Here is a 19,276-nt window from a genome sequence, read left to right as displayed (position 1 = left end):
GTCTCCCTGGGGAGAAACGAAATGACGACGTGGCGACCCGATCCCTCCTTCTATCCATCTCCGCGCATGGCTGCCAAGGCGCCGAAAGAGACGCTTGCCTATGTCGCCGCCTTCGATCCCGAGCGGCAACGACCGGACGCGATCGCCGTCGTCGACGTCGACCCGGCATCGTCGAGCTATTCTCAGATCGTCGGGCAGGTGGACATGCCGAATGTCGGCGACGAGCTTCACCATTTCGGCTGGAATGCCTGCTCGTCCTGCCTGTGTCCGAACGCGCCGCATCCGCATGTCGAGCGCCGCTATCTCGTCGTGCCGGGCTTGAGATCGTCGCGGCTGCACATCATCGATACAAAGCCCGATCCTCGGAACCCGCAGATCGTCCGAGTCATCGAGCCGGCGGAGATCGCCGAACGGGCTAATTATTCGCGGCTGCATACGACCCATTGTGGGCCCGAGGGCATCTACGTCAATGCGCTCGCGGATCGAGACGGCAAGGCGCCCGGCGGCATCTTCCTGCTCGACCACGACAGTTTCGACGTGCTTGGGCAATGGGAAATGGACCGCGGTCCGCAGAAGCTCGCCTATGACTTCTGGTGGCATCTCGGTCACGACACGCTGATCACCAGCGAATGGGGGACGCCCGATACCTTCGAGAATGGTCTCGTTCCGGAAGTGCTTCTCGGCTCGCAGTACGGCCGCAGGCTGCATTTCTGGGATTTGCATACGCGCAAGCACCTGCAGGAGATCGATTTCGGCGAGGAGCATCAGCTCGTCTTCGAATTGCGCCCGGCCCATGATCCGACCAAGGCCTACGGCTTCGTCGGCTGCGTCATCAGCCTCAAGGACCTCTCCGCGTCGATCTGGACCTGGTATCGCGAGGGCAACCAGTGGGCCGTCAAGAAAGTGATCGAAATCCCGGCGGAGCCCGCCGATCCGGATCTTCTGCCACCCGTGCTCAAGGGCTTCAATGCGGTCGCGCCGCTGGTGACCGATATCGATCTCTCGATGGATGACCGTTTCCTCTACGTGTCATGCTGGGGCACCGGCGACATGATCCAGTACGATGTTTCCGATCCTCTTGCGCCGAAAGAGACCGGCCGGGTGCGGATCGGCGGGATCGTCTCGCGCTCAACCCACCCGAAGGCATCGAACGGCGCCCTGAATGGTGGACCGCAGATGGTGGAAATCAGCCGCGACGGCAAGCGGGTCTATTTCACCAATTCGCTCTACGGCGCCATCGATCCGCAATTCTATCCGGAGGGTATCGACGGCTGGATGGTGAAACTGGATGTCGGCGACAATGGCGGCATTTCCTTCGACGACGCCTTCTTCGTGGATTGGCCAAAGGGCCACCGCCCGCATCAGGTTCGGCTCGAAGGTGGCGACTGCTCCTCCGATTCCTACTGCTATCCCTGAGGAGCAGAACTATGTCCCGCCGGAGTGGATAATGGATTTCTGGCCCTGGCTATCCTTGGCCGGTCTCGGGGCGTTTCACGGCGCCAACCCGGCGATGGGCTGGCTTTTCGCCGTGGCGCTCGGGCTGCATCGGCAAAGTGCGCGGACCGTTTGGCTGTCTCTTCTGCCGATCGCCGTCGGCCATGCCGCGTCCATCGCGACGGTGCTCGCGGTGATGGTCGCATTCGGGGCAGTCATGGATCTGCGCAGCCTGCAGCTTGTCGCCGCCGCCTTCATCCTGGCTTTCACCGGCTATCTGGCAATCTACGGACACCGCCACCGCGTCAGGGTCGGCATGCGCGCCGGCATGGCCGGGCTTGCGGCCTGGTCCTTCCTGATGGCGACAAGCCATGGCGCCGGATTGATGCTGGTGCCCTCGGTCCTGAGCCTGTGCCTTGCGGATCGGGTCGGCATGGCCGGCTCGCTTTCCGTTTCGCTTGCGGCCGTGGCGGTCCATACCGGCGCCATGCTTACCGTGATCGCGGCAATTGCCTTGGTCGTCTTTAGCTGGGTCGGCCTCGCGGGCTTGCGCTCCGCATGGATCAATTTCGATCGCCTCTGGACACTGGGGCTCGGCGCAACCGGCATAATCCTCCTCGTCTGGTGAAGCGCATACCTACAACGACTTCACATAGTCGATATAGCCGCGGACGTCGGCGGCCGGCTCGCTGTAAGCTTCGCCAAGCGACTTTTCCATCGCCGATACATAAGTCTTCGCCCAGTCCGGCAGAGCGTAATCGATCGCCGCCAGGAACTCGAGCGTCGAGGCAAGCCTTATATCCGCGATCGACGGCCTGTCGCCGCCGATGAACGGCTTGTCGCCCATATAGAAGACGCGGAAAACCTCGAGCGGTTCGGCGAGCGCCTCCGCGGCGGCCGTGCGTGCCCGTTCCTTGGTTTCGGCATCCGCGTCGCTGAAGCCGACTTCGCCCGGATATTGGGGGAAATTCAGAGCCGGGTAGGTCGCCCGGGCGAGATAGGGATAGAAGGTGCCGATCAGGTAGAACATGGCGCTGTCGATCATCGCGCGCGATTCGGGGTCTTTCGGATAGAACTGGTCGAGCCCGTGCTTGTTGCAGAGATACTGCATGATCGCGCAGCTTTCCCAGAGCGCGCCCTTGGGCAGGTCCGCCGTTTCGATCATCGGCGTCAGGTGCGAAGGCGCCCGCGCCAGATATTCGGCGGAGCGCGTCTGCCCGTAGACATCATGTTCGGTAAAGTCGAGCTTTGCCGCTCTCAGAAACACCCGCACCGTCATGTTGTTGACGCTGGGCTTGATCACGTTGAGCTTTGTCGTTGCCATCTGCGTTCCTCCCTCTGTTTCCGTAGGTTGTATTGAACACTGCCGCGATCATGATGATCCGTATGGGTCCTTCGGTGCGCGGTCAGCCGACAACGTCGGCCGCGCGCTCTCGACCAGCGCCTCGATCGCATCGGCGAGGTGCACTTCGGCGATGGCGTAGTCGCCGCGCGCCAGCCTGATGTTGTGCGCCTCCATCAGCACATCGGCATGGGTGTGGCCGGCCGGCGGCTCGAAGCGATAGGAGGCGAGTTCGACCAGGAGGCCGAGCGGGTCCTCGAAATAGATCGAGTCCATGAAACCGCGATCTTTCACGCCGCTGTGCTTGATGGTCCGCTCGTCGAGGCGCTCGACGGCCTGGTGGAATGTCGCACGCGAGACGGCAAACGCGATGTGGTGGACGCAGCCGATATCCGTCGATGTGCGTTTCGGATCGGGCCTGCGGTTCTCGTCGGTGAAGACGGTGATGAGCCGCCCGTCGCCCGGGTCGAAGTAGAGATGGCTTTCCGACGCCCTGTCGAGGTTCGGCTGCTCGAATATGAAGGGCATGCCGAGAATGCCCTCCCAGAAGTCGATCGATGTCTGCCGGTCCGCGCCGACAAGCGTGATGTGATGGACCCCCTGCGATTGAAGCTTTCGCATTTGCCAGCCTCCCATTCTTCTTTCCAGCGGGCGGAAAGCCGCTCCGCTGTTCCTTATCCCGATTGATGCTGAACGAGTTTCGACTTGTATTCGCTGCGCTTGAGCGTTCCCCAGGGCACGATGTCTATCCGCGTGGAAACGAGGAGCACGTCGCGGATGCGCTTCTGGATCCTGGCGGCAAGCTCCGGGGCGTCTTGGCAATCGCTGGCGAGTTCCACCGAAACAGGCAAGGGCGGCTCCTGTCTGGCGCCGGCGGCGGCGGGCGTTATCAGGATGACGCCGCTGACGGTCGGCGCAAACTCGTTCACCACGTCCCGGATAGCTGAAGGAAAGACATTCACGCCACGGACGATCAGCAAGTCGTCCGTCCGGCCGATGCAGCGCACGCGCGGCGCGGTACGCCCGCACCGGCAGGTCGATGTCCAGATCTTGACATGGTCACGCGTGCGAAACCTCAGCATCGGCGCGGCCTGATGGCGAAGATGAGTGAGGACCAGCTCGCCTTTTGCGCCATCTTCAAGGGCGATAGGCGCTTCGGTTTCGGGATCTATCAGTTCCGCATGAACGAAGCCGCGGGCGGCAAGATGCATGCCGCATTGTTCCTCGCATTCGCCCCACAGCGACACACCGATGTCGCCGATGCCCATGGCCTCCGTGACCTTTGCGCCCCATGTTTCTTCAAGGCGCGCCCGCAGTTTCGGCTCGCCGCCGCCGGGTTCGCCGGCGACAAGCAGCCGACGGACGCTTGAGCCTTTGAGATCGAAGCCGCGATCGGCGGCCCATTCGGCGAGATAGGCCGCGTAGGATGGCGTCATCACCGCTGCCGAGGGTTTTAACAGCCGAATGGCGGCCATCAGCCGCTCGGTGTTGCCGGTGCCGACCGGGATATGGCACATGCCCAGCCGGTCGAAGGCGCCGAGCGCTGCGCCGGCAACGAAGGGCCCGGCGTTGTAGGTCGAAACGATCGCCTCTCCTTGGGCGATCCCCGAGGCCGAATAGCTGCGGGTGGATGTCGTCACCCAATTGTCGAGATCCTGCGCCGTCAAGGGAATATAGCTCGGCGTCCCTGTCGTTCCACTTGTCGAGAAGATGCGGACAATCCGGTCCATCGAGGTTGCTACATGGGTCCCCATCGGCTCGGCTTCACTGCAACTCGCCCGGATCTCGCTTTTCGCGGTCAGGGGAAGATCGGCGATCGCGTCAAGTCCGCCGATCTTTTCGGCCGTGTCGAAGCCTGCGTCCCGGAGCTTCAGTTGATAGAAGCGCGAGTGCGCCATGAGGTATGCGACTTGGTTTCGGTAGAGCGCGTCATCCGACCGGATCTGGTCGCGCCAGGGGAGCGTCTCGACATCGGGCTCGAGCATGATCAGCCGCCGCCCTCGTCGTTCTGATAGCTGACTGCCGCTTCCGCATGCGCCGCCAAGGTGAAACCGATGGGGTTTTGCTGTTCCTCGGCGAGGTGGGCGAGAAGACCGCCCGCACGGGCCAGCAACGGCACCGCCTTGATCATCGCAACGGGAAACTCGAGATCCAGAAGCACGGCGGCGATCGGCATCGAAACGTTCATCACCAGGGGCTTTCCCCAAACCTCGGCAGCCGCGGCGCGGAGGTCCCGCGCCATGCGCACATGCGGTCCGCTGATGCCGCGCGCGTCGGCGAGCTCGAGAATACGTTCGGCGCGCGGATCGGTCGGGCGATGCACCGGATGGCCGAAGCCCGGCAGCTTGCCGCCGGCCTTGCGGATGTCCTGCAGCATTTCGACGGCGACCGCCTTGGGGTCGTTGCCGGACGAGACGCGAGCCTGCGCCTGCGCCAGCAGCTTGCCGCATCGCTCCGACGTTCCGACCAGCACAGGGCCGCAGCCGAGCAGTCCTGCCGCCAAGGCGCCCTGCAGCGAGTCCGGTTCGGCGGCGAGCGTCATCCGCGCCGCTTGAACCGTCGGCATCATGCCGTGTTCAGCGATGGCGATGAGCAGCAGATCGAGAAAGTAGCGCTGATTGTCCGTAGGTTCCCGGCCGGTCAGCAGCAGGTAGAAATACTCGGTAAAGCTCAGCCGTCCCATCAGGTCGCGGCAGAGATCTTGGCCGCGCACCTCGACGCTGTCCGCAGTTGCATGGCAAATGCGGGTGATCGCCACTTGGGGTTTGCCGATATGCATGCGTTCCCTCTGGCGGTAGCCTTTGCGGACGCAGTTATCCGCTACAGCGATGATAGTAGTTCAAAACGGGCCGAGGTAAAGCGGGCCAAGTCGGCGGGATCCCGACCGGCGCGTGCAGATCACGGTCCTCGCCTCGCGGCGAGCGCTGCTGGGATTGCCCTGCATCTGTCGTCTTCAAACGTTGCGGCGCTTGCCTTCGATCAGATCGAGCACCGCGCGCGCCGCATCGAGCACGTGGGTTCCGGGGCCGAAGACGGCGGAGACGCCGTTGTCCATCAGATACTGATAGTCCTGCCGCGGAATGACGCCGCCGCAGACGACGATGATGTCTTCGCCACCGCGTCTGTTTAGCGCTGCGGCCAATTGCGGCATCAGCGTCTTGTGGCCGGCGGCGAGCGAGGAGACGCCGACGACGGTGACCTCCTCGGCGAGCGCCAGCTCGGCCGCCTCGTCCGGCGTCTGGAACAGGGGGCCGGCGACGACGTCGAAGCCGATATCGCCGAAGGCCGAGGCGATCACCTTGGCGCCGCGGTCGTGCCCGTCCTGGCCGAGCTTGGCGACCATGATCTTCGGCTTGTGGCCGAGCCGCTTGGTGACCTCGCCGAGCCGCCCGGAAAGGACGCCAAGCTCCGGGTCGCCCTCATAGGCTTTGCCGTAGATGTCGGTGACGACTTCGGGAATAGCGGTGTAATCGCCGAAGGCCTGCCGCATCGCATCGGAGATTTCGCCGACGGTGGCGCGCGCCCGGGCGGCTTCGACCGCGGCGGCGAGCAGATTGACCTTGCCGCTCCGCGCCGTCTCGGTGAGCGCGCCGAGCGCTTCCGTCACTTCGCGCGAATCCCGGCGGCGTTTGGTCTCCTCGATCCGCTTGATCTGCGCCGTGCGGACGGCCGAATTGTCGATCTCGAGGATATCGATTGGCTCTTCGTTATCGAGCCTATACTTGTTGACACCGACGATGACCTCGTCGCCCCGGTCGACCGCGGCCTGTCGGCGGGTCGCGGCCTCCTCGATCTGTCGCTTCGGCAGGCCGGCATTGACCGCCTTGGTCATGCCGCCGAGCGCTTCCACCTCCTCGATCAGCGCCCAGGCTTTTTCAGCAAGCTCGTTCGTCAGGCTCTCGACATAATAGGAGCCGGCGAGCGGATCGACGACCTTCGTCACCCCCGTCTCGTGCTGGAGAATCAACTGCGTGTTGCGGGCGATGCGGGCGGAAAACTCGGTCGGCAGCGCGATCGCCTCGTCGAAGGAATTGGTGTGCAGCGATTGCGTGCCGCCGAGCACCGCCGACATGGCCTCGAAGGCGGTGCGGATGATGTTGTTGTAGGGATCCTGCTCGGCGAGCGACACGCCGGAGGTCTGGCAGTGGGTCCTGAGCATCAGCGACGATGCCTTTTTCGGCTGGAACTCCTTCATGATCCGCGTCCAGAGCAGCCGCGCGGCGCGCAGTTTTGCCGCTTCCATGAAGAAATTCATGCCGATCGCAAAGAAGAAGGACAGCCGCCCGGCGAAGTCGTCGACGTTCAGCCCCTTGGCAAGCGCGGCGCGCACATATTCGCGCCCGTCCGCCAGCGTGAAGGCAAGCTCCTGCACCAGCGTCGCGCCGGCCTCTTGCATGTGATAGCCGGAGATGGAGATCGAATTGAACTTCGGCATCTCCTTCGCCGTATATTCGATGATGTCGGCGACGATCCGCATCGACGGTTCCGGCGGGTAGATATAGGTGTTGCGAACCATGAACTCCTTGAGGATGTCGTTCTGGATGGTCCCGGAGAGCTTGTCGCGGGAGACGCCCTGTTCCTCGCCGGCGACGATGAAGGAGGCGAGGATCGGGATCACTGCGCCGTTCATGGTCATCGATACCGAGATCTTCTCGAGCGGAATGCCGTCGAACAGGATCTTCATGTCCTCGACCGAGTCGATCGCCACACCCGCCTTGCCGACGTCGCCCTCGACGCGCGGGTGATCGCTGTCATAGCCGCGATGGGTGGCGAGATCGAAGGCAACCGAAACGCCCTGCTGGCCGGCGGCAAGGTTTCTGCGGTAGAAGGCGTTGGATGCTTCCGCCGTCGAGAAGCCAGCATATTGCCGTATCGTCCAGGGACGGCCGGCATACATGGTGGCGCGGGGACCGCGCAGGAAGGGCTCGAAGCCCGGCACCGAGTCGAGCGGGCCGATGCCTTCAAGGTCATCACGCGTGTAGAGCGGCTTGACCTCGATACCTTCCGGCGTGTGCCAGACGAGGTTTTCGGGGGAGGTTTTCAGCTCGCGTTCGGCGAGGGTTTCCCAGTCCTTGCGGGTCTTGTCAGTCATCGACGCCACTCCATCCATGCGCGTATTTCGTCGGAGTCGGCGGCACCCCCCTCTGCCCTGCCGGGCATCTCCCCGCCAAGGTGGGAGATAGGGGAGGCGCGGTATTGCGCCACTTTAAACTGTTCCGATGCGGCCGACGTTGTCAAATCGAGGAATGGGGTAGCTTGCTTCCTGCCAATCTCCCCCCTCGTGGGGGAGATTCCCGACAGGGCGGGGGGTGTCGACCCCGCAAACGCAATTTCCGCCCGCACAGCCGCCATCACTCGAACTCCATGATCAACTCATCCACCGCCAAACTCGCGCCGGCGTCAATCGCGACGCGTTTCACCTTGGCGCGCCGCTCCGCGCGCAAGATGTTTTCCATCTTCATTGCCTCGACGACGGCGAGCGACTGGCCGGCCTCGACCGTCTCGCCGGCCTTGACGGCGATCGACGTCACGACGCCGGGCATCGGGCAGAGCAGCATCTTCGAGGTGTCCGGCGGCAGCTTCTTGGGCATCAGCCGGGCAAGCTCGGCGACCCGAGGGCTCCTCACCCGAGCGACCACATCGATGCCGCGCCAGCGCAAGCGGATCCCGGTTCCTGCGAGGTCGACCTTCACCGCCATCGGCTGATTGTTGATGTTGAAGGTGGCGAGGGTGCGGCCGGGTACCCAGTCGGTGGCGACGGAAATCGCCCTTTCATCGGCGAAGCGGACATGGGCGCCGTCGGCCGAGACGCCGGCCGTCACCTGGAGTTCGCGCTCGGCAAAGTTCACCACCCACTCCTGGCCGACGACCCGACGATGGTTGCCGATCGTCCCGGAAATCTGGCTGGCGCGTTCCTGCAGGGCCTGGTTGATGACGACCGCTACGGCGGCGAGTTTTATCGCCGATGTCTCGTCCGGCGCGACGCCCTGGAAGCCTTCAGCGAATTCCTCGGCGATATAGGCCGTTGTCAGCCGCCCCTCTCGGAATCGCTCTTGCTGCATCACCGCCGACAAGAAGGGCAGGTTGTGGCCGATGCCCTCGACTTCGAATGCGTCGAGCGCATCCGCCATCGCCTCGACGGCCGTCGCCCGATCCGGTCCCCAACTGCAGAGCTTGGCGATCATCGGGTCGTAATACATCGATATCTCGCCGCCTTCGAACACGCCGGTGTCGTTGCGGATGATCGTGCCGTCGCCCTGCCGGCCCTCCTCGGGCGGGCGGTAGCGCGTCAACCGGCCGATGGACGGCAGGAAGTTGCGGTAGGGGTCCTCCGCATAGAGCCGGCTTTCGATCGCCCAGCCGTCGAGCTTCACGTCGTCTTGACGGAAGGCGAGTTTCTCGCCGGCGGCGATCCGGATCATCTGCTCGACGAGATCGAGGCCGGTGACAAGCTCCGTCACCGGATGCTCGACCTGCAGGCGGGTGTTCATCTCGAGGAAGTAGAAGTTGCGGGCGGCATCGACGATGAATTCGACGGTGCCGGCCGAGTGATAGCCGACGGCCTTGGCGAGAGCGACAGCCTGCTCGCCCATGGCGCGGCGCGTCTTGTCGTCGAGGAAAGGCGAGGGCGCCTCCTCGATGACCTTCTGGTTCCGCCGCTGGATCGAGCATTCGCGCTCGCCGAGATAAAGTGTGTTGCCGTGCCTGTCGCCGAGCACCTGGATCTCGATATGGCGCGGCTCGGTGACGAATTTCTCGATGAAGATGCGGTCGTCGCCGAAGGAGCTTTTCGCCTCGTTCTTCGACGACTGGAAGCCCTCGCGCGCCTCGCGCTCGTTCCAGGCGATCCGCATGCCCTTGCCGCCGCCGCCGGCCGACGCCTTTATCATCACCGGATAGCCGATGTCCGAGGCGATCCGCACGGCCTCGTCCGCATCGTCGATCAGCCCCATGTGGCCGGGAACGGTCGAGACATCCGCTTCGGCGGCAATCTTCTTCGAGGTGATCTTGTCGCCCATCGCCCTTATCGCGCCGACCGGCGGCCCGATGAAGGTAATGCCTTCCTTCTCCAGCGCCTCGGCAAAGGCGGCGTTTTCGGACAAGAAGCCGTAGCCCGGATGGACGGCATCGGCACCGGTCTCGCGAATTGCCTCGAGGAGCTTGTCGATGACGATGTAGGACTGACTGGAGTGCGACGGGCCGATATGCACGGCCTCGTCCGCCAGGCGCACATGCATGGCGTCGCGGTCGGCATCCGAATAGACGGCGACGGTCGCAATGGCGAGCTTTTTGGCGGTGCGGATGACGCGGCAGGCGATTTCGCCGCGATTGGCGATGAGGATTTTCTTGAACATACGCTTCTCTTTGAGTTCTTTCTGTCGCGTCATCGCCGGAGTTTTCGCAAATAGGGCAGCAAGCCAATCGCGGCGCCCGCAGCCGCGCCGATAAGGGCGAAGGGCACAACCACCGTCGCAGCGGCACGCAAAGGGTCGGTCGAGCGCGCCACCAGGGTTCCGACGGAGCCGACGTCGAGCATCATCAGCGCCCCGGCGGCAATCGCCCCGGCGAGCACGCCGGAGAGGGCAGTCATCACCAGGTGCCGCAGCACCGGCCGGTGATCGCGGCTGGCGGCTTCAGGCATGATCCGAAATGGCGGCTTCGGTCCCATGATTTCCATCACAGCGGAATTGTGTCGTGTTTGCGCCAGCGCGTCTCGAGCTGCTTGTTGCGAAGCGAGGCGAAGGCGCGGGCGATGCGACGGCGGGAGGAGTGCGGCATGATCACCTCGTCGATAAAGCCGCGCTCGGCGGCGACGAAGGGATTGGCGAAGCGCTCCTCGTATTCCTTGGTGCGGGCGGCGATCTTCTCCGGGTCGCCGAGCTCGGAGCGATAGAGGATCTCGGTCGCGCCCTTGGCGCCCATTACGGCGATCTCGGCCGTCGGCCAGGCATAGTTGACGTCGGCGCCGATGTGCTTCGAGGCCATGACGTCATAGGCGCCGCCATAGGCCTTGCGGGTGATCAGCGTCACCATCGGCACGGTCGCCTGGCTGTAAGCGAAGAGCAGCTTGGCGCCATGCTTGATGACGCCGCCATATTCCTGGGCGGTGCCGGGCAGGAAGCCGGGCACGTCGACAAGCGTCAGGATCGGGATCGAGAAGGCGTCGCAGAAGCGCACGAAGCGGGCTGCCTTGCGCGACGAGTCGATGTCCAGGCAGCCGGCGAGCACCATCGGCTGGTTGGCGACGACGCCGACCGTCTGGCCCTCGATGCGGATGAAGCCGATGATGATGTTGCGGGCGAAATCCGCCTGCAGCTCGAAGAAGTCGCCTTCGTCGGCCACGGCGAGGATCAGTTCCTTCATGTCGTAGGGCTTGGCGGCGCTTTCCGGGATGAGGCTGTCGAGACGCATCTCGAGGCGTGCGGGGTCGTCATGGAAGGACCGGACCGGCGGCTTTTCGCGGTTGTTGAGCGGCAGGAAATCGAAGAGCAGGCGCACCTGTTCGAGCGCCTCGATGTCGTTCTCATAGGCGCCATCGGCGACCGAGGACTTGCTCGTATGGGTGCGGGCGCCGCCAAGCTCTTCCGCCGTGACGATCTCGTTAGTCACCGTCTTCACCACGTCCGGGCCGGTTACGAACATGTAGGAACTGTCACGCACCATGAAGATGAAGTCGGTCATCGCCGGCGAATAGACCGCGCCGCCGGCGCAGGGACCCATGATCACCGAGATCTGCGGGATGACGCCGGATACCTCGGCGTTGCGGCGGAAGACCTCGGCATAGCCGGCAAGCGAGGAGACTCCTTCCTGGATGCGTGCGCCGCCGGAGTCGTTGAGGCCGATCACCGGGGCGCCGTTGCGCGCCGCCATGTCCATGATCTTGCAGATCTTCTGCGCATGTGTCTCGGAAAGCGAGCCGCCGAGCACGGTGAAGTCCTGGGAAAACACATAGACCTGCCGGCCGTTGATCGTGCCCCAGCCGGTGACGACGCCGTCGCCCGGCACCTTCTGGCTTTCCATGCCGAAGTCGACGCAGCGATGCGTCACATACATGTCGTATTCTTCGAAGGATCCCTCGTCGAGAAGCACGTCGATGCGCTCGCGGGCGGTGAGCTTGCCCTTGTCGTGCTGCGCGGCAACACGGCGCTCGCCGCCGCCGGCTCTTGCCTCGGCCCGTCGGGCCTCGACCTGTTCAAGTATGGCGCGCATCGCTCTCCTCCCATTTTTTGCTGATTGTGCAGAGGCTTCGCTACTGCATGTTTCCTTAGATCGTAGCCGATTTAAGGATAAAAACATGCAGCAATTCAAAAGTGCTACAGCGACCTTTGCGCGTTTGATCAGACGCACGCGCTGCAGGATCGCAATAGCGCTGAAGGCCGACTTTCAAAACGGTCGATCATGTGCAAATGTGGAATATAGAATATTGCGATATGTAAATTGCAAAGTTGCGAAGATGGCGATCGGCAAGCTCTATATCGGCCGCAAGGTCAGGGAAGTCAGAGAAGCAAACCGCGCGACGCAGGGACAGTTCGCCGAGCGCATCGGCATCTCGACCAGCTACCTCAACCAGATCGAAAACAACCAGCGCCCGGTCTCGGCGGCGGTGCTGCTCGCGCTTGCGGAAAAGTTCCAGATCGACATCGCCGAGTTTTCCACCGGCGAGGGCGACCGGCTGCTCTCGGCCCTCTCGGAGGCGCTGAGCGATCCGCTCTTCGAGACCTATCTCCCGAGCCTGCAGGAGCTGAAGCTCGTCACGCAGAACGCTCCGGGGCTGGCGCATGCGCTGATCAAGTGCCACCAGGCCTATCGCCGCAACAGCGAACAGCTCGCCAGCATCGACGATACGATCGGCCGCGACGCCTCCTTTGTCGAGACGACGCCTTACGAGGAGGTGCGCGACTTCTTCCATTTTGTCGACAACTACATCCACGAAATCGATACGCTGGCCGAGCGGCTGGCGGGCGACCTCGTCCTCGGGGAGGGCGACAATCACGCCGCACTGACTGGCTATCTCGAACAGCGGCACGGCGTGCGTGTCGTGCGCGGTGCGGTCGGCGACGAGGCCATCCGCCGCTTCGATCCGCGCGCCCGGATCCTGACCTTGAACCCCTACGCCCCGGCGCCGACCCGTGACTTCCAGTTGGCGCTGCAGATCGCCCAGCTACACGCCCGCGAGGAAATCGACCGGATTGCCGGCAGCGCCGGCTTCCGCACCGAGGAAGCCCACGAGATCTGCCGCATCGGCCTGCAGAACTATTTCGCCGGCGCGCTCGTCCTGCCCTACCAGCCCTTCCTCAAGGCGGCGCGGGAACTCCGTCACGACATGGAACTCATCGCCGCCCGTTTCGGAGCCTCGCTGGAGCAGGTCTGCCATCGGCTGTCGACGCTGCAGCGGCCCGGGCAGAAGGGCATACCGATCTTCTTCGCGCGCATCGACCGGGCCGGCAACATCACCAAGCGACACAGTGCCGCCAAGCTGCAATTCGCCCGCTTCGGCGCGGCCTGCCCGCTCTGGAACGTGCACCAGGCCTTCGAGACGCCGGGCCGCATCATCCGCCAGCTCGCCGAGACGCCGGACGGCGTGCGCTATCTCTGTCTCGCGACCCAGATCACCAAAGGCGGGGGCGGCTACCGCGCTGCGCATCCGCGCTATGCGCTGGCGCTCGGCTGCGAAATCTCCTACGCGGACGCCTTCGTCTATGCCGACGATATGGACCTCGGCAACCGCGCCGCCTTCGATCCGATCGGCATTTCCTGCCGCATCTGCGAGCGCAGCAATTGCGCCAGCCGCGCCGTGCCGCCGCTGAAACGCAAGCTGATCGTCGACCATGACATGCGCGGCTCTCTGCCGTATCGTCTGAGTGAGAGCTAAGCTGCCTCGTTCTCGCGGCCTGTTCGTTTTTGAACAGATACTGTGAGAATTTGCGTCTGTGCCTGTTCGAGATTTGGTGTAACTACAGCGCCACATCGTCACTATGCGGGTCAGGGAGGACATGCATATGGATTTTCGCCTGTCGGAGGAGCAGGAAGCCATCCGCGCGATGGCGCTCGACTTTGCGCGCGACGAGCTCGCGCCGCATGCCATCGAGTGGGACCAGCAGAAGCATTTTCCGGTGGAGACGCTGCGCTCCGCCGCCGCCCTCGGCATGGCGGGCATCTATGTTCGCGACGACGTCGGGGGGACAGGGCTGGCCCGCCTCGACGCTGCGATGATCATCGAGGCGCTGGCGACCGGCTGCCCGGCAATCGCTTCCTTCGTATCGATCCACAACATGTGCGCCGGCATGATCGACCGCTACGGGACGGAAGAGCAGCGCCAGCGGTTGCTGCCGCCCCTCCTCACCATGGAGATCCTGGCGAGCTACTGCCTGACGGAGCCCGGCTCCGGCTCGGACGCGGCGGCGCTGAAGACCAAGGCCGTGCGCGACGGCGACGCCTATCTCATCACCGGCCAGAAGCAGTTCATTTCCGGGGCCGGCGAATCCGGGCGCTACCTCGTCATGGCTCGCACCGGCGAGGAGGGCCCGAAGGGCATTTCCGCCTTCGTCGTCGACAAGGACATGGCCGGCCTCACCTTCGGAGCCAACGAGAAGAAAATGGGCTGGCATGCCCAGCCGACGCGGGCGGTGATGCTCGACAATGTCCGCGTGCCGGCGGAGAACCGGCTGGGGGCCGAGGGCGAAGGCTTCAGGATCGCCATGGCCGGCCTCGACGGCGGCCGGCTGAACATCGCGGCCGCCTCGCTCGGCGGTGCCCAGGCCGCCTTCGACAAGGCGCTCGCCTATGTCCAGGAGCGCCACGCCTTCGGCAGAGCGATCGGCGAATTCCAGGCGCTGCAGTTCCGGCTTGCCGACATGGCGACCGATCTCGAGATCGCCCGCACCTTCCTCTGGCGGGCGGCCGCAGCGCTCGATGCCGCGGATCCGGACGCGACCAAGCTCTGCGCCATGGCAAAGCGCTTTGTCACCGACCGCTGCTTCGCCGTCGCCAACGACGCGCTGCAATTGCATGGCGGCTATGGCTATCTCGCCGATTACGGCGTCGAAAAGATTGTCAGGGACCTGAGGGTGCACCAGATACTCGAAGGCACCAACGAGATCATGCGGCTGATCGTGTCGCGCGCCGTCATGGGACGGAAATAGGAAGGGCACTCCATGGAGATGCAGACCGCTCTACCGGACGTCATCGTCGAACGCCAAGGCGCGATCGGCAGGCTCCGGCTCAACCGGCCGCGCGCGCTGAACAGCCTCAACCAGGCGATGATCCGGGCGATCGACGCGGCGCTCACCGAATTCGAGCGCGACCAGTCAATTGCCGCCGTCCTCGTGACGGGCGAGGGCGAGCGTGGCCTTTGCGCCGGCGGCGATATCCGCATGATCTACGAAAGCGGCCGCGAACGGCCCGAGGAAGGGGCGCAATTCTGGCGCGAGGAGTTCATCGTCAACAGCCGCATTGCTGCTTATCGCAAGCCCTATATCGCCATCATGGACGGCATCGTCATGGGCGGCGGCGTCGGCATTTCCTCCCACGGCAGCCACCGCATCGTCACCGAGAGAACGCGGTTCGCCATGCCGGAAACGGGGATCGGCTATTTCACCGACGTGGGGGCGACCTGGCTCCTGCCGCGCGGGCCGGGCGAGTTCGGCACCTACCTCGGTCTCACCGGCCGCGATGTCGGTGCTGCGGCGGCTATCTACGCGCGGCTCGCCGACAGCTTCGTCCTGTCCGAGAACGTCAACGCGCTCATAGCGTCGCTTGTCGATCTGCCGCCGTCGGCGACCGCGGAGGATGTTTCCGCGGCGATCCGCGCCGTATCTGGGAAGGCGCCGGCCTCGGCTCTGCTTGATCATGTTGCGCTCATCGATCGCTGCTTCGCCTACGAGACGGTCGAGGAAATCTTCGCGGCTCTCGAAGAAGACGGCTCGGACTTCGCGCGTGAGACGGTCGAACTCCTCAAGACCCGCTCGGCCATCAGCCTGAAGCTCACCCTGTCGCTGCTGAGAGCCGGACGCGACAGCGCGACGCTGAACGCGTGCCTCGAGCGCGAATATGCGGGCTGCGTCGCCATGCTGTCGAACCCGGACTTTTACGAGGGCGTGCGCGCCGCGGTGATCGACAAGGATCGCAATCCGAAATGGTCGATCGGGCTTCATGAGGTCACGCCGCAAATGCTCGCGCGCTTCGAACGCTATAACGGCGCGCCGCTTTTTGCCGGCGGCTGAGCACGACGGCGCCTCGGAGGGCGCCCTGGACGCAAGATGTGAGTGAAGGAGGAGAGGCAAGATGACGAAGATCGCCTTTATCGGGCTTGGCAATATGGGCGGCCCGATGGCCGCCAATCTGGTGAAGGCGGGCCACGCAGTCAGCGGCTTCGACCTGTCGGAAGCCTCGCGCAACGCGGCCGCCAAGTCGGGCGTTTCCGTCGCCGGATCGATCTCCCAGGCGGTGCGCGAAACCGAATGCGTCATCACCATGCTGCCGGCGGGATCGCACGTCATCTATGTCTGGGACGAATTGCTCGGCTTCGTCGATCCGGGCACGCTGATCATCGACAGTTCGACGATCGACGTCGAAAGTGCGCGCAAGGTCCACGGCTTCGCCGACAAGGCCGGCTGCCCGTCGCTCGATGCGCCGGTTTCCGGCGGTACAGCCGGGGCGGCCGCTGCTACGCTCACCTTCATGGTCGGCGGCAGCGACGGTGCCTTTTCCCGCGGCAAGCACCTGCTCGAAGCGATGGGCAAGAAGATCGTTCATTGCGGCGATGCCGGTGCCGGGCAGGCCGCCAAGATCTGCAACAACATGATACTCGGCGTGTCGATGGCGGCGGTCTGCGAAGCCTTCGTGCTCGCCGAACGCCTCGGCCTGTCGCACCAGGCGCTCTTCGATGTGGCGTCCACCTCGTCCGGCCAGTGCTGGTCGCTGACGTCCTATTGCCCGGTGCCAGGCCCCGTGCCGGCCTCGCCGGCCAACAACGACTACAAGCCTGGCTTCATGGCGAGCCTGATGCTCAAGGACCTGATGCTGGCGCAGCAAGCGGCAAGCGCCAGCGGTGCGACGACGCCGATGGGCGCGCAGGCGGCGCAGCTCTACAGCCTCTTCGACAAGCTCGGTCATGGCGGAGAGGATTTCTCCGGCCTGATCCGCATGCTGCGCGGCCATGAGGAGGTCAAGGGCGGGTAGGCGTGCGCTTGCGCGTCCAAAGCGCGTAGGCCGTGTTGATACCCCTCTTCCCTGCCGGGCATCTCTTCCACAAGGGGGAGATTGGCAAGCAGCAACCTCTCGTTCAACAATTGCCCTTCAACCCAACCGCTAGACTTTATGACGTGGCATTTGCGATTTAAGTGTCAAGCGGGGCGGTGCTTCCAGCCGATCTCCCTCTTGTGGGGAGATGTCCGGCAGGGCAGAGGGGGGTGCTGCCCCACGCAGCTCGCAGTTGTTGTTCCGCGATAGCGGGGGTCGCCGCAAACCAACGCATCAGCTCAGGGTTGGTGGGGACGGCCTCACATCTGCACGGTCATGCCCCCATCCACGGTAAGTGTAATGCCGTTGACGAAGCTTGCCGCAGGTGAGGCGAGGAAGACGGCGGCAGGCGCAATCTCCTCGGGGCGTCCCCAGCGTTTCAGCGGAATGCGCACCTCGACGAAGGCCTGGAGTGCCGGGTCGGCGGCGAGATGCGCGTTGGTCTCGGTCGCGAACCAGCCGGGCGCGATGGCGTTGACCGTCAGATTGTCGGCGCCGAGCTCGACCGCAAGCGAGCGCGTCAGCGCCGACAATCCGCCTTTGGCCGCCGTATAGGCCGGGTCGCCGGCCCGGGCGGCGACGGCGGCGATCGACGTGACGAAGATCAGCCGGCCGGCCGTGGAACGTTGCAGATGCGGAAGGGCGGTCCTCGCGACGGCATAGGCCGCGGTCAGATCGGTGTTCAGGAGCTGCGCAAAATCCTCCGGCTCCATCGCATCGGTGCCCCGCCTGTCCCGCTCGCCAACCGCATGAATGAGAATATCGAGCTGGCCGGTCCTCGCGGTCGCCTCGGCGAGGATCGCTCCGACATCCCGGGTGATATCGCCAGGCGCGATGCCGACCGCAACACCGTCGCTGGCAAGCCGCTCGCGCGCCTCTGCGAGGCTTTGCCGGTTGCGGCCGTTGATCACCGTCCAGGCGCCGGCCTTGGCGAGCGCCTTTGCCATTTCCAGGCCGAGCCCGCGTCCGCCGCCTGTGACCAGCGCAGTCTTGCCGTTGAGATCGAACATTATGCCCTCGTTGCTGGCTCTTTTTGTCCAGGAGGACATTTGCAGCGAAGGGCGCGTTTCGCAAGCATCGCTGAGGGCGGGAAAGGAAACCACCCCGGCAAGGCAAGCCTGCCGGGGTGGGCCGGCGGCCGTCAGGAGAAGCGACGGCCGCTGAAAGCGCTGATCAGCTGGAGCTCAGAACGTAACGGCGGTTGCCGGCGACAGCCGGCCGTGCATTCATCGAATAGAGCGCTGTAAACTTCTTGATGTCGGCCTGGTCGACCTCGATCGGTTCCATCGCCACCATCCAGTCGACGATCTCGCTGCAGGGCGGTGTGGTGAGCGATCCCTCATAGGCCCAGTATTTGAGCGAGGAAGGCAGGAGGCCCTTCGGGTCGACGGCGTCGAGTGCAACCTCTTCGCCGGCCTTTTGCGGGAACTTCGCCGCGAGGCTCGCGAAGGTCGAATTCGCCACACCGGGGACAAGGAAAACACCGAGTACGCCCAGCGCACCGGTTTCGGCATTCTTGTGGACGAAATGCACTTCCATCGGGAAGCTCTTGCCGTCGACCAGATGCTCGCTCGGCGCGTGGAAATGGTACTGCACCAGATCGTAGGTCTTGTCGCCGCGCTTGAACGTGCCGCCGGCGGCCTTCACCTGGATCGTATGACCGTTGTTGAGGATCGTGCCGCCGCTCTTCCAGTCGGTCGCGAGATCCGGGATGTCGGCCTTGATCGCGCCCGTGATGTCGATCGGCGATTGCTGCGAGCCGGCCGAACAGGCACTGTTCTCCTTGCTCAAGGTGCCCCAATGCTCCGGGCCCTCTTCGCCTTCATAGCTCCAATGCACGCCTTCGGCGGCGTAAGCCGTCTTGACGCACAGCGGGCAAGCGGCAAGCAAGGCCAGGCCCCGGAGGAATTCACGCCGTTCCATTCATATCCCTTTCGAATGATCGCGAGCAGATAGCGCTCGCGGGGACGGGAAGTTGTGCTTATAAACCTGTCCATCAACTGTCCGGAATGGCGGAGTTCAAAAAGGCTGCGTGAAACGGATATCGCCTGCGGGATTCGCCTGTCCGGGAAAAAACGGCGGAGGGCGGCCCGTTTAGCCGCCCGAAAAGTCGCCATTTACTTGTGCTCGAACTGCGCAGAATATAGGCGAATGGGAGGAAGCCTTCGGCGCACCTCTCGACGACTGCGCTCGAACCGCTTTCGCCCCGCTGATACTGAGAGCGGGAGGGGGCAAAGTGTACGCGGTTTTCACCCGTAT

16 protein-coding genes are annotated in these 19,276 nt (G+C 64.1%); 6 read left to right on the top strand and 10 right to left on the bottom strand.

Annotation, left to right across the window (positions count from 1 at the left end; all coding sequences use genetic code 11):
- The first annotated feature begins 21 nt into the window (after positions 1 to 21).
- Together USDA257_RS07650 and USDA257_RS07645 are read left to right on the top strand one after the other, a co-directional pair.
- On the top strand, positions 22 to 1,416 hold the full coding sequence (locus USDA257_RS07650) for a selenium-binding family protein (protein ID WP_014762338.1): 1,395 nt from the start codon (positions 22 to 24) through the stop codon (positions 1,414 to 1,416).
- Between the two features lie 28 nt (positions 1,417 to 1,444).
- Entirely contained in the window at positions 1,445 to 2,062 is a 618-nt protein-coding gene (locus tag USDA257_RS07645) for a hypothetical protein (protein ID WP_048657456.1), read from the top strand.
- 9 nt (positions 2,063 to 2,071) lie between these two features.
- On the opposite strand, the gene USDA257_RS07640 is transcribed toward USDA257_RS07645, so the two are convergent.
- The 8 genes from USDA257_RS07640 to USDA257_RS07600 all read right to left on the bottom strand — a co-directional run bounded on the left by USDA257_RS07640 (position 2,072) and on the right by USDA257_RS07600 (position 11,986).
- Positions 2,072 to 2,758 (bottom strand): glutathione S-transferase family protein, encoded by a 687-nt coding sequence (locus tag USDA257_RS07640; protein WP_014762336.1) that lies wholly within the window; start codon positions 2,756 to 2,758, stop codon positions 2,072 to 2,074.
- A 48-nt stretch (positions 2,759 to 2,806) separates the two neighbouring features.
- Positions 2,807 to 3,397: a VOC family protein gene (locus USDA257_RS07635; protein WP_014762335.1), complete on the bottom strand. Its 591-nt coding sequence runs from the start codon at positions 3,395 to 3,397 to the stop codon at positions 2,807 to 2,809.
- Between the two features lie 53 nt (positions 3,398 to 3,450).
- Positions 3,451 to 4,761, bottom strand: coding sequence for a phenylacetate--CoA ligase family protein (locus USDA257_RS07630; RefSeq protein ID WP_014762334.1), 1,311 nt, complete (start codon positions 4,759 to 4,761; stop codon positions 3,451 to 3,453).
- A 2-nt stretch (positions 4,762 to 4,763) separates the two neighbouring features.
- Positions 4,764 to 5,555, bottom strand: coding sequence for a citryl-CoA lyase (locus USDA257_RS07625; protein ID WP_014762333.1), 792 nt, complete (start codon positions 5,553 to 5,555; stop codon positions 4,764 to 4,766).
- 174 nt (positions 5,556 to 5,729) lie between these two features.
- Positions 5,730 to 7,868 carry a methylmalonyl-CoA mutase gene (gene scpA / locus USDA257_RS07620; RefSeq protein ID WP_014762332.1) on the bottom strand — a complete coding sequence of 713 codons (2,139 nt, stop codon included), beginning with the start codon at positions 7,866 to 7,868 and terminating at the stop codon, positions 5,730 to 5,732.
- A gap of 259 nt (positions 7,869 to 8,127) precedes the next feature.
- On the bottom strand, positions 8,128 to 10,131 hold the full coding sequence (locus tag USDA257_RS07610) for an acetyl-CoA carboxylase biotin carboxylase subunit (RefSeq protein WP_041415019.1): 2,004 nt from the start codon (positions 10,129 to 10,131) through the stop codon (positions 8,128 to 8,130).
- 29 nt (positions 10,132 to 10,160) lie between these two features.
- A complete protein-coding gene (locus tag USDA257_RS07605; RefSeq protein ID WP_014762330.1) occupies positions 10,161 to 10,445 on the bottom strand; it encodes a hypothetical protein in 285 nt (94 codons plus the stop codon).
- Between the two features lie 8 nt (positions 10,446 to 10,453).
- Complete coding sequence (locus USDA257_RS07600; RefSeq protein WP_014762329.1) at positions 10,454 to 11,986, bottom strand: acyl-CoA carboxylase subunit beta; 1,533 nt, start codon at positions 11,984 to 11,986, stop codon at positions 10,454 to 10,456.
- 244 nt (positions 11,987 to 12,230) lie between these two features.
- Between USDA257_RS07600 and USDA257_RS07595 the strand changes: the two genes are divergently transcribed.
- From USDA257_RS07595 to mmsB, 4 genes are all read left to right on the top strand, one after another.
- Positions 12,231 to 13,649, top strand: coding sequence for a helix-turn-helix domain-containing protein (locus USDA257_RS07595; protein WP_041413986.1), 1,419 nt, complete (start codon positions 12,231 to 12,233; stop codon positions 13,647 to 13,649).
- 127 nt (positions 13,650 to 13,776) lie between these two features.
- Positions 13,777 to 14,919: an isobutyryl-CoA dehydrogenase gene (locus tag USDA257_RS07590; RefSeq protein ID WP_041413985.1), complete on the top strand. Its 1,143-nt coding sequence runs from the start codon at positions 13,777 to 13,779 to the stop codon at positions 14,917 to 14,919.
- Between the two features lie 12 nt (positions 14,920 to 14,931).
- Positions 14,932 to 15,999 carry an enoyl-CoA hydratase/isomerase family protein gene (locus USDA257_RS07585; RefSeq protein ID WP_014762326.1) on the top strand — a complete coding sequence of 356 codons (1,068 nt, stop codon included), beginning with the start codon at positions 14,932 to 14,934 and terminating at the stop codon, positions 15,997 to 15,999.
- A gap of 61 nt (positions 16,000 to 16,060) precedes the next feature.
- Positions 16,061 to 16,957, top strand: coding sequence for a 3-hydroxyisobutyrate dehydrogenase (gene mmsB / locus USDA257_RS07580; protein ID WP_014762325.1), 897 nt, complete (start codon positions 16,061 to 16,063; stop codon positions 16,955 to 16,957).
- A 320-nt stretch (positions 16,958 to 17,277) separates the two neighbouring features.
- Here the strand turns inward: mmsB and USDA257_RS07575 are convergent, their stop codons facing one another.
- A complete protein-coding gene (locus USDA257_RS07575) occupies positions 17,278 to 18,027 on the bottom strand; it encodes an SDR family oxidoreductase (protein ID WP_014762324.1) in 750 nt (249 codons plus the stop codon).
- A gap of 163 nt (positions 18,028 to 18,190) precedes the next feature.
- Positions 18,191 to 18,940: a carbonic anhydrase gene (locus tag USDA257_RS07570; RefSeq protein ID WP_014762323.1), complete on the bottom strand. Its 750-nt coding sequence runs from the start codon at positions 18,938 to 18,940 to the stop codon at positions 18,191 to 18,193.
- Between the last annotated feature and the right edge of the window lie 336 nt (positions 18,941 to 19,276).

It is taken from the genome of Sinorhizobium fredii USDA 257 (genome assembly GCF_000265205.3).
GTDB lineage: Bacteria > Pseudomonadota > Alphaproteobacteria > Rhizobiales > Rhizobiaceae > Sinorhizobium > Sinorhizobium fredii_B.
The sequence above is the reverse complement of the archived record's forward strand: the minus strand, read 5'-3'. Positions and strand labels throughout refer to the sequence as shown.

What these genes read in the sequence shown, in the direction of transcription:
- USDA257_RS07650 (WP_014762338.1), top strand. Translation starts at nt 22, where the DNA reads ATGACGACGTGGCGACCCGATCCCTCCTTCTATCCATCTCCGCGCATG.
- USDA257_RS07640 (WP_014762336.1), bottom strand. Translation starts at nt 2,758, where the DNA reads ATGGCAACGACAAAGCTCAACGTGATCAAGCCCAGCGTCAACAACATG.
- USDA257_RS07635 (WP_014762335.1), bottom strand. Translation starts at nt 3,397, where the DNA reads ATGCGAAAGCTTCAATCGCAGGGGGTCCATCACATCACGCTTGTCGGC.
- USDA257_RS07630 (WP_014762334.1), bottom strand. Translation starts at nt 4,761, where the DNA reads ATGCTCGAGCCCGATGTCGAGACGCTCCCCTGGCGCGACCAGATCCGG.
- USDA257_RS07625 (WP_014762333.1), bottom strand. Translation starts at nt 5,555, where the DNA reads ATGCATATCGGCAAACCCCAAGTGGCGATCACCCGCATTTGCCATGCA.
- scpA (WP_014762332.1), bottom strand. Translation starts at nt 7,868, where the DNA reads ATGACTGACAAGACCCGCAAGGACTGGGAAACCCTCGCCGAACGCGAG.
- USDA257_RS07610 (WP_041415019.1), bottom strand. Translation starts at nt 10,131, where the DNA reads ATGTTCAAGAAAATCCTCATCGCCAATCGCGGCGAAATCGCCTGCCGC.
- USDA257_RS07605 (WP_014762330.1), bottom strand. Translation starts at nt 10,445, where the DNA reads ATGGGACCGAAGCCGCCATTTCGGATCATGCCTGAAGCCGCCAGCCGC.
- USDA257_RS07600 (WP_014762329.1), bottom strand. Translation starts at nt 11,986, where the DNA reads ATGCGCGCCATACTTGAACAGGTCGAGGCCCGACGGGCCGAGGCAAGA.
- USDA257_RS07595 (WP_041413986.1), top strand. Translation starts at nt 12,231, where the DNA reads ATGGCGATCGGCAAGCTCTATATCGGCCGCAAGGTCAGGGAAGTCAGA.
- USDA257_RS07590 (WP_041413985.1), top strand. Translation starts at nt 13,777, where the DNA reads ATGGATTTTCGCCTGTCGGAGGAGCAGGAAGCCATCCGCGCGATGGCG.
- USDA257_RS07585 (WP_014762326.1), top strand. Translation starts at nt 14,932, where the DNA reads ATGGAGATGCAGACCGCTCTACCGGACGTCATCGTCGAACGCCAAGGC.
- mmsB (WP_014762325.1), top strand. Translation starts at nt 16,061, where the DNA reads ATGACGAAGATCGCCTTTATCGGGCTTGGCAATATGGGCGGCCCGATG.
- USDA257_RS07575 (WP_014762324.1), bottom strand. Translation starts at nt 18,027, where the DNA reads ATGTTCGATCTCAACGGCAAGACTGCGCTGGTCACAGGCGGCGGACGC.
- USDA257_RS07570 (WP_014762323.1), bottom strand. Translation starts at nt 18,940, where the DNA reads ATGGAACGGCGTGAATTCCTCCGGGGCCTGGCCTTGCTTGCCGCTTGC.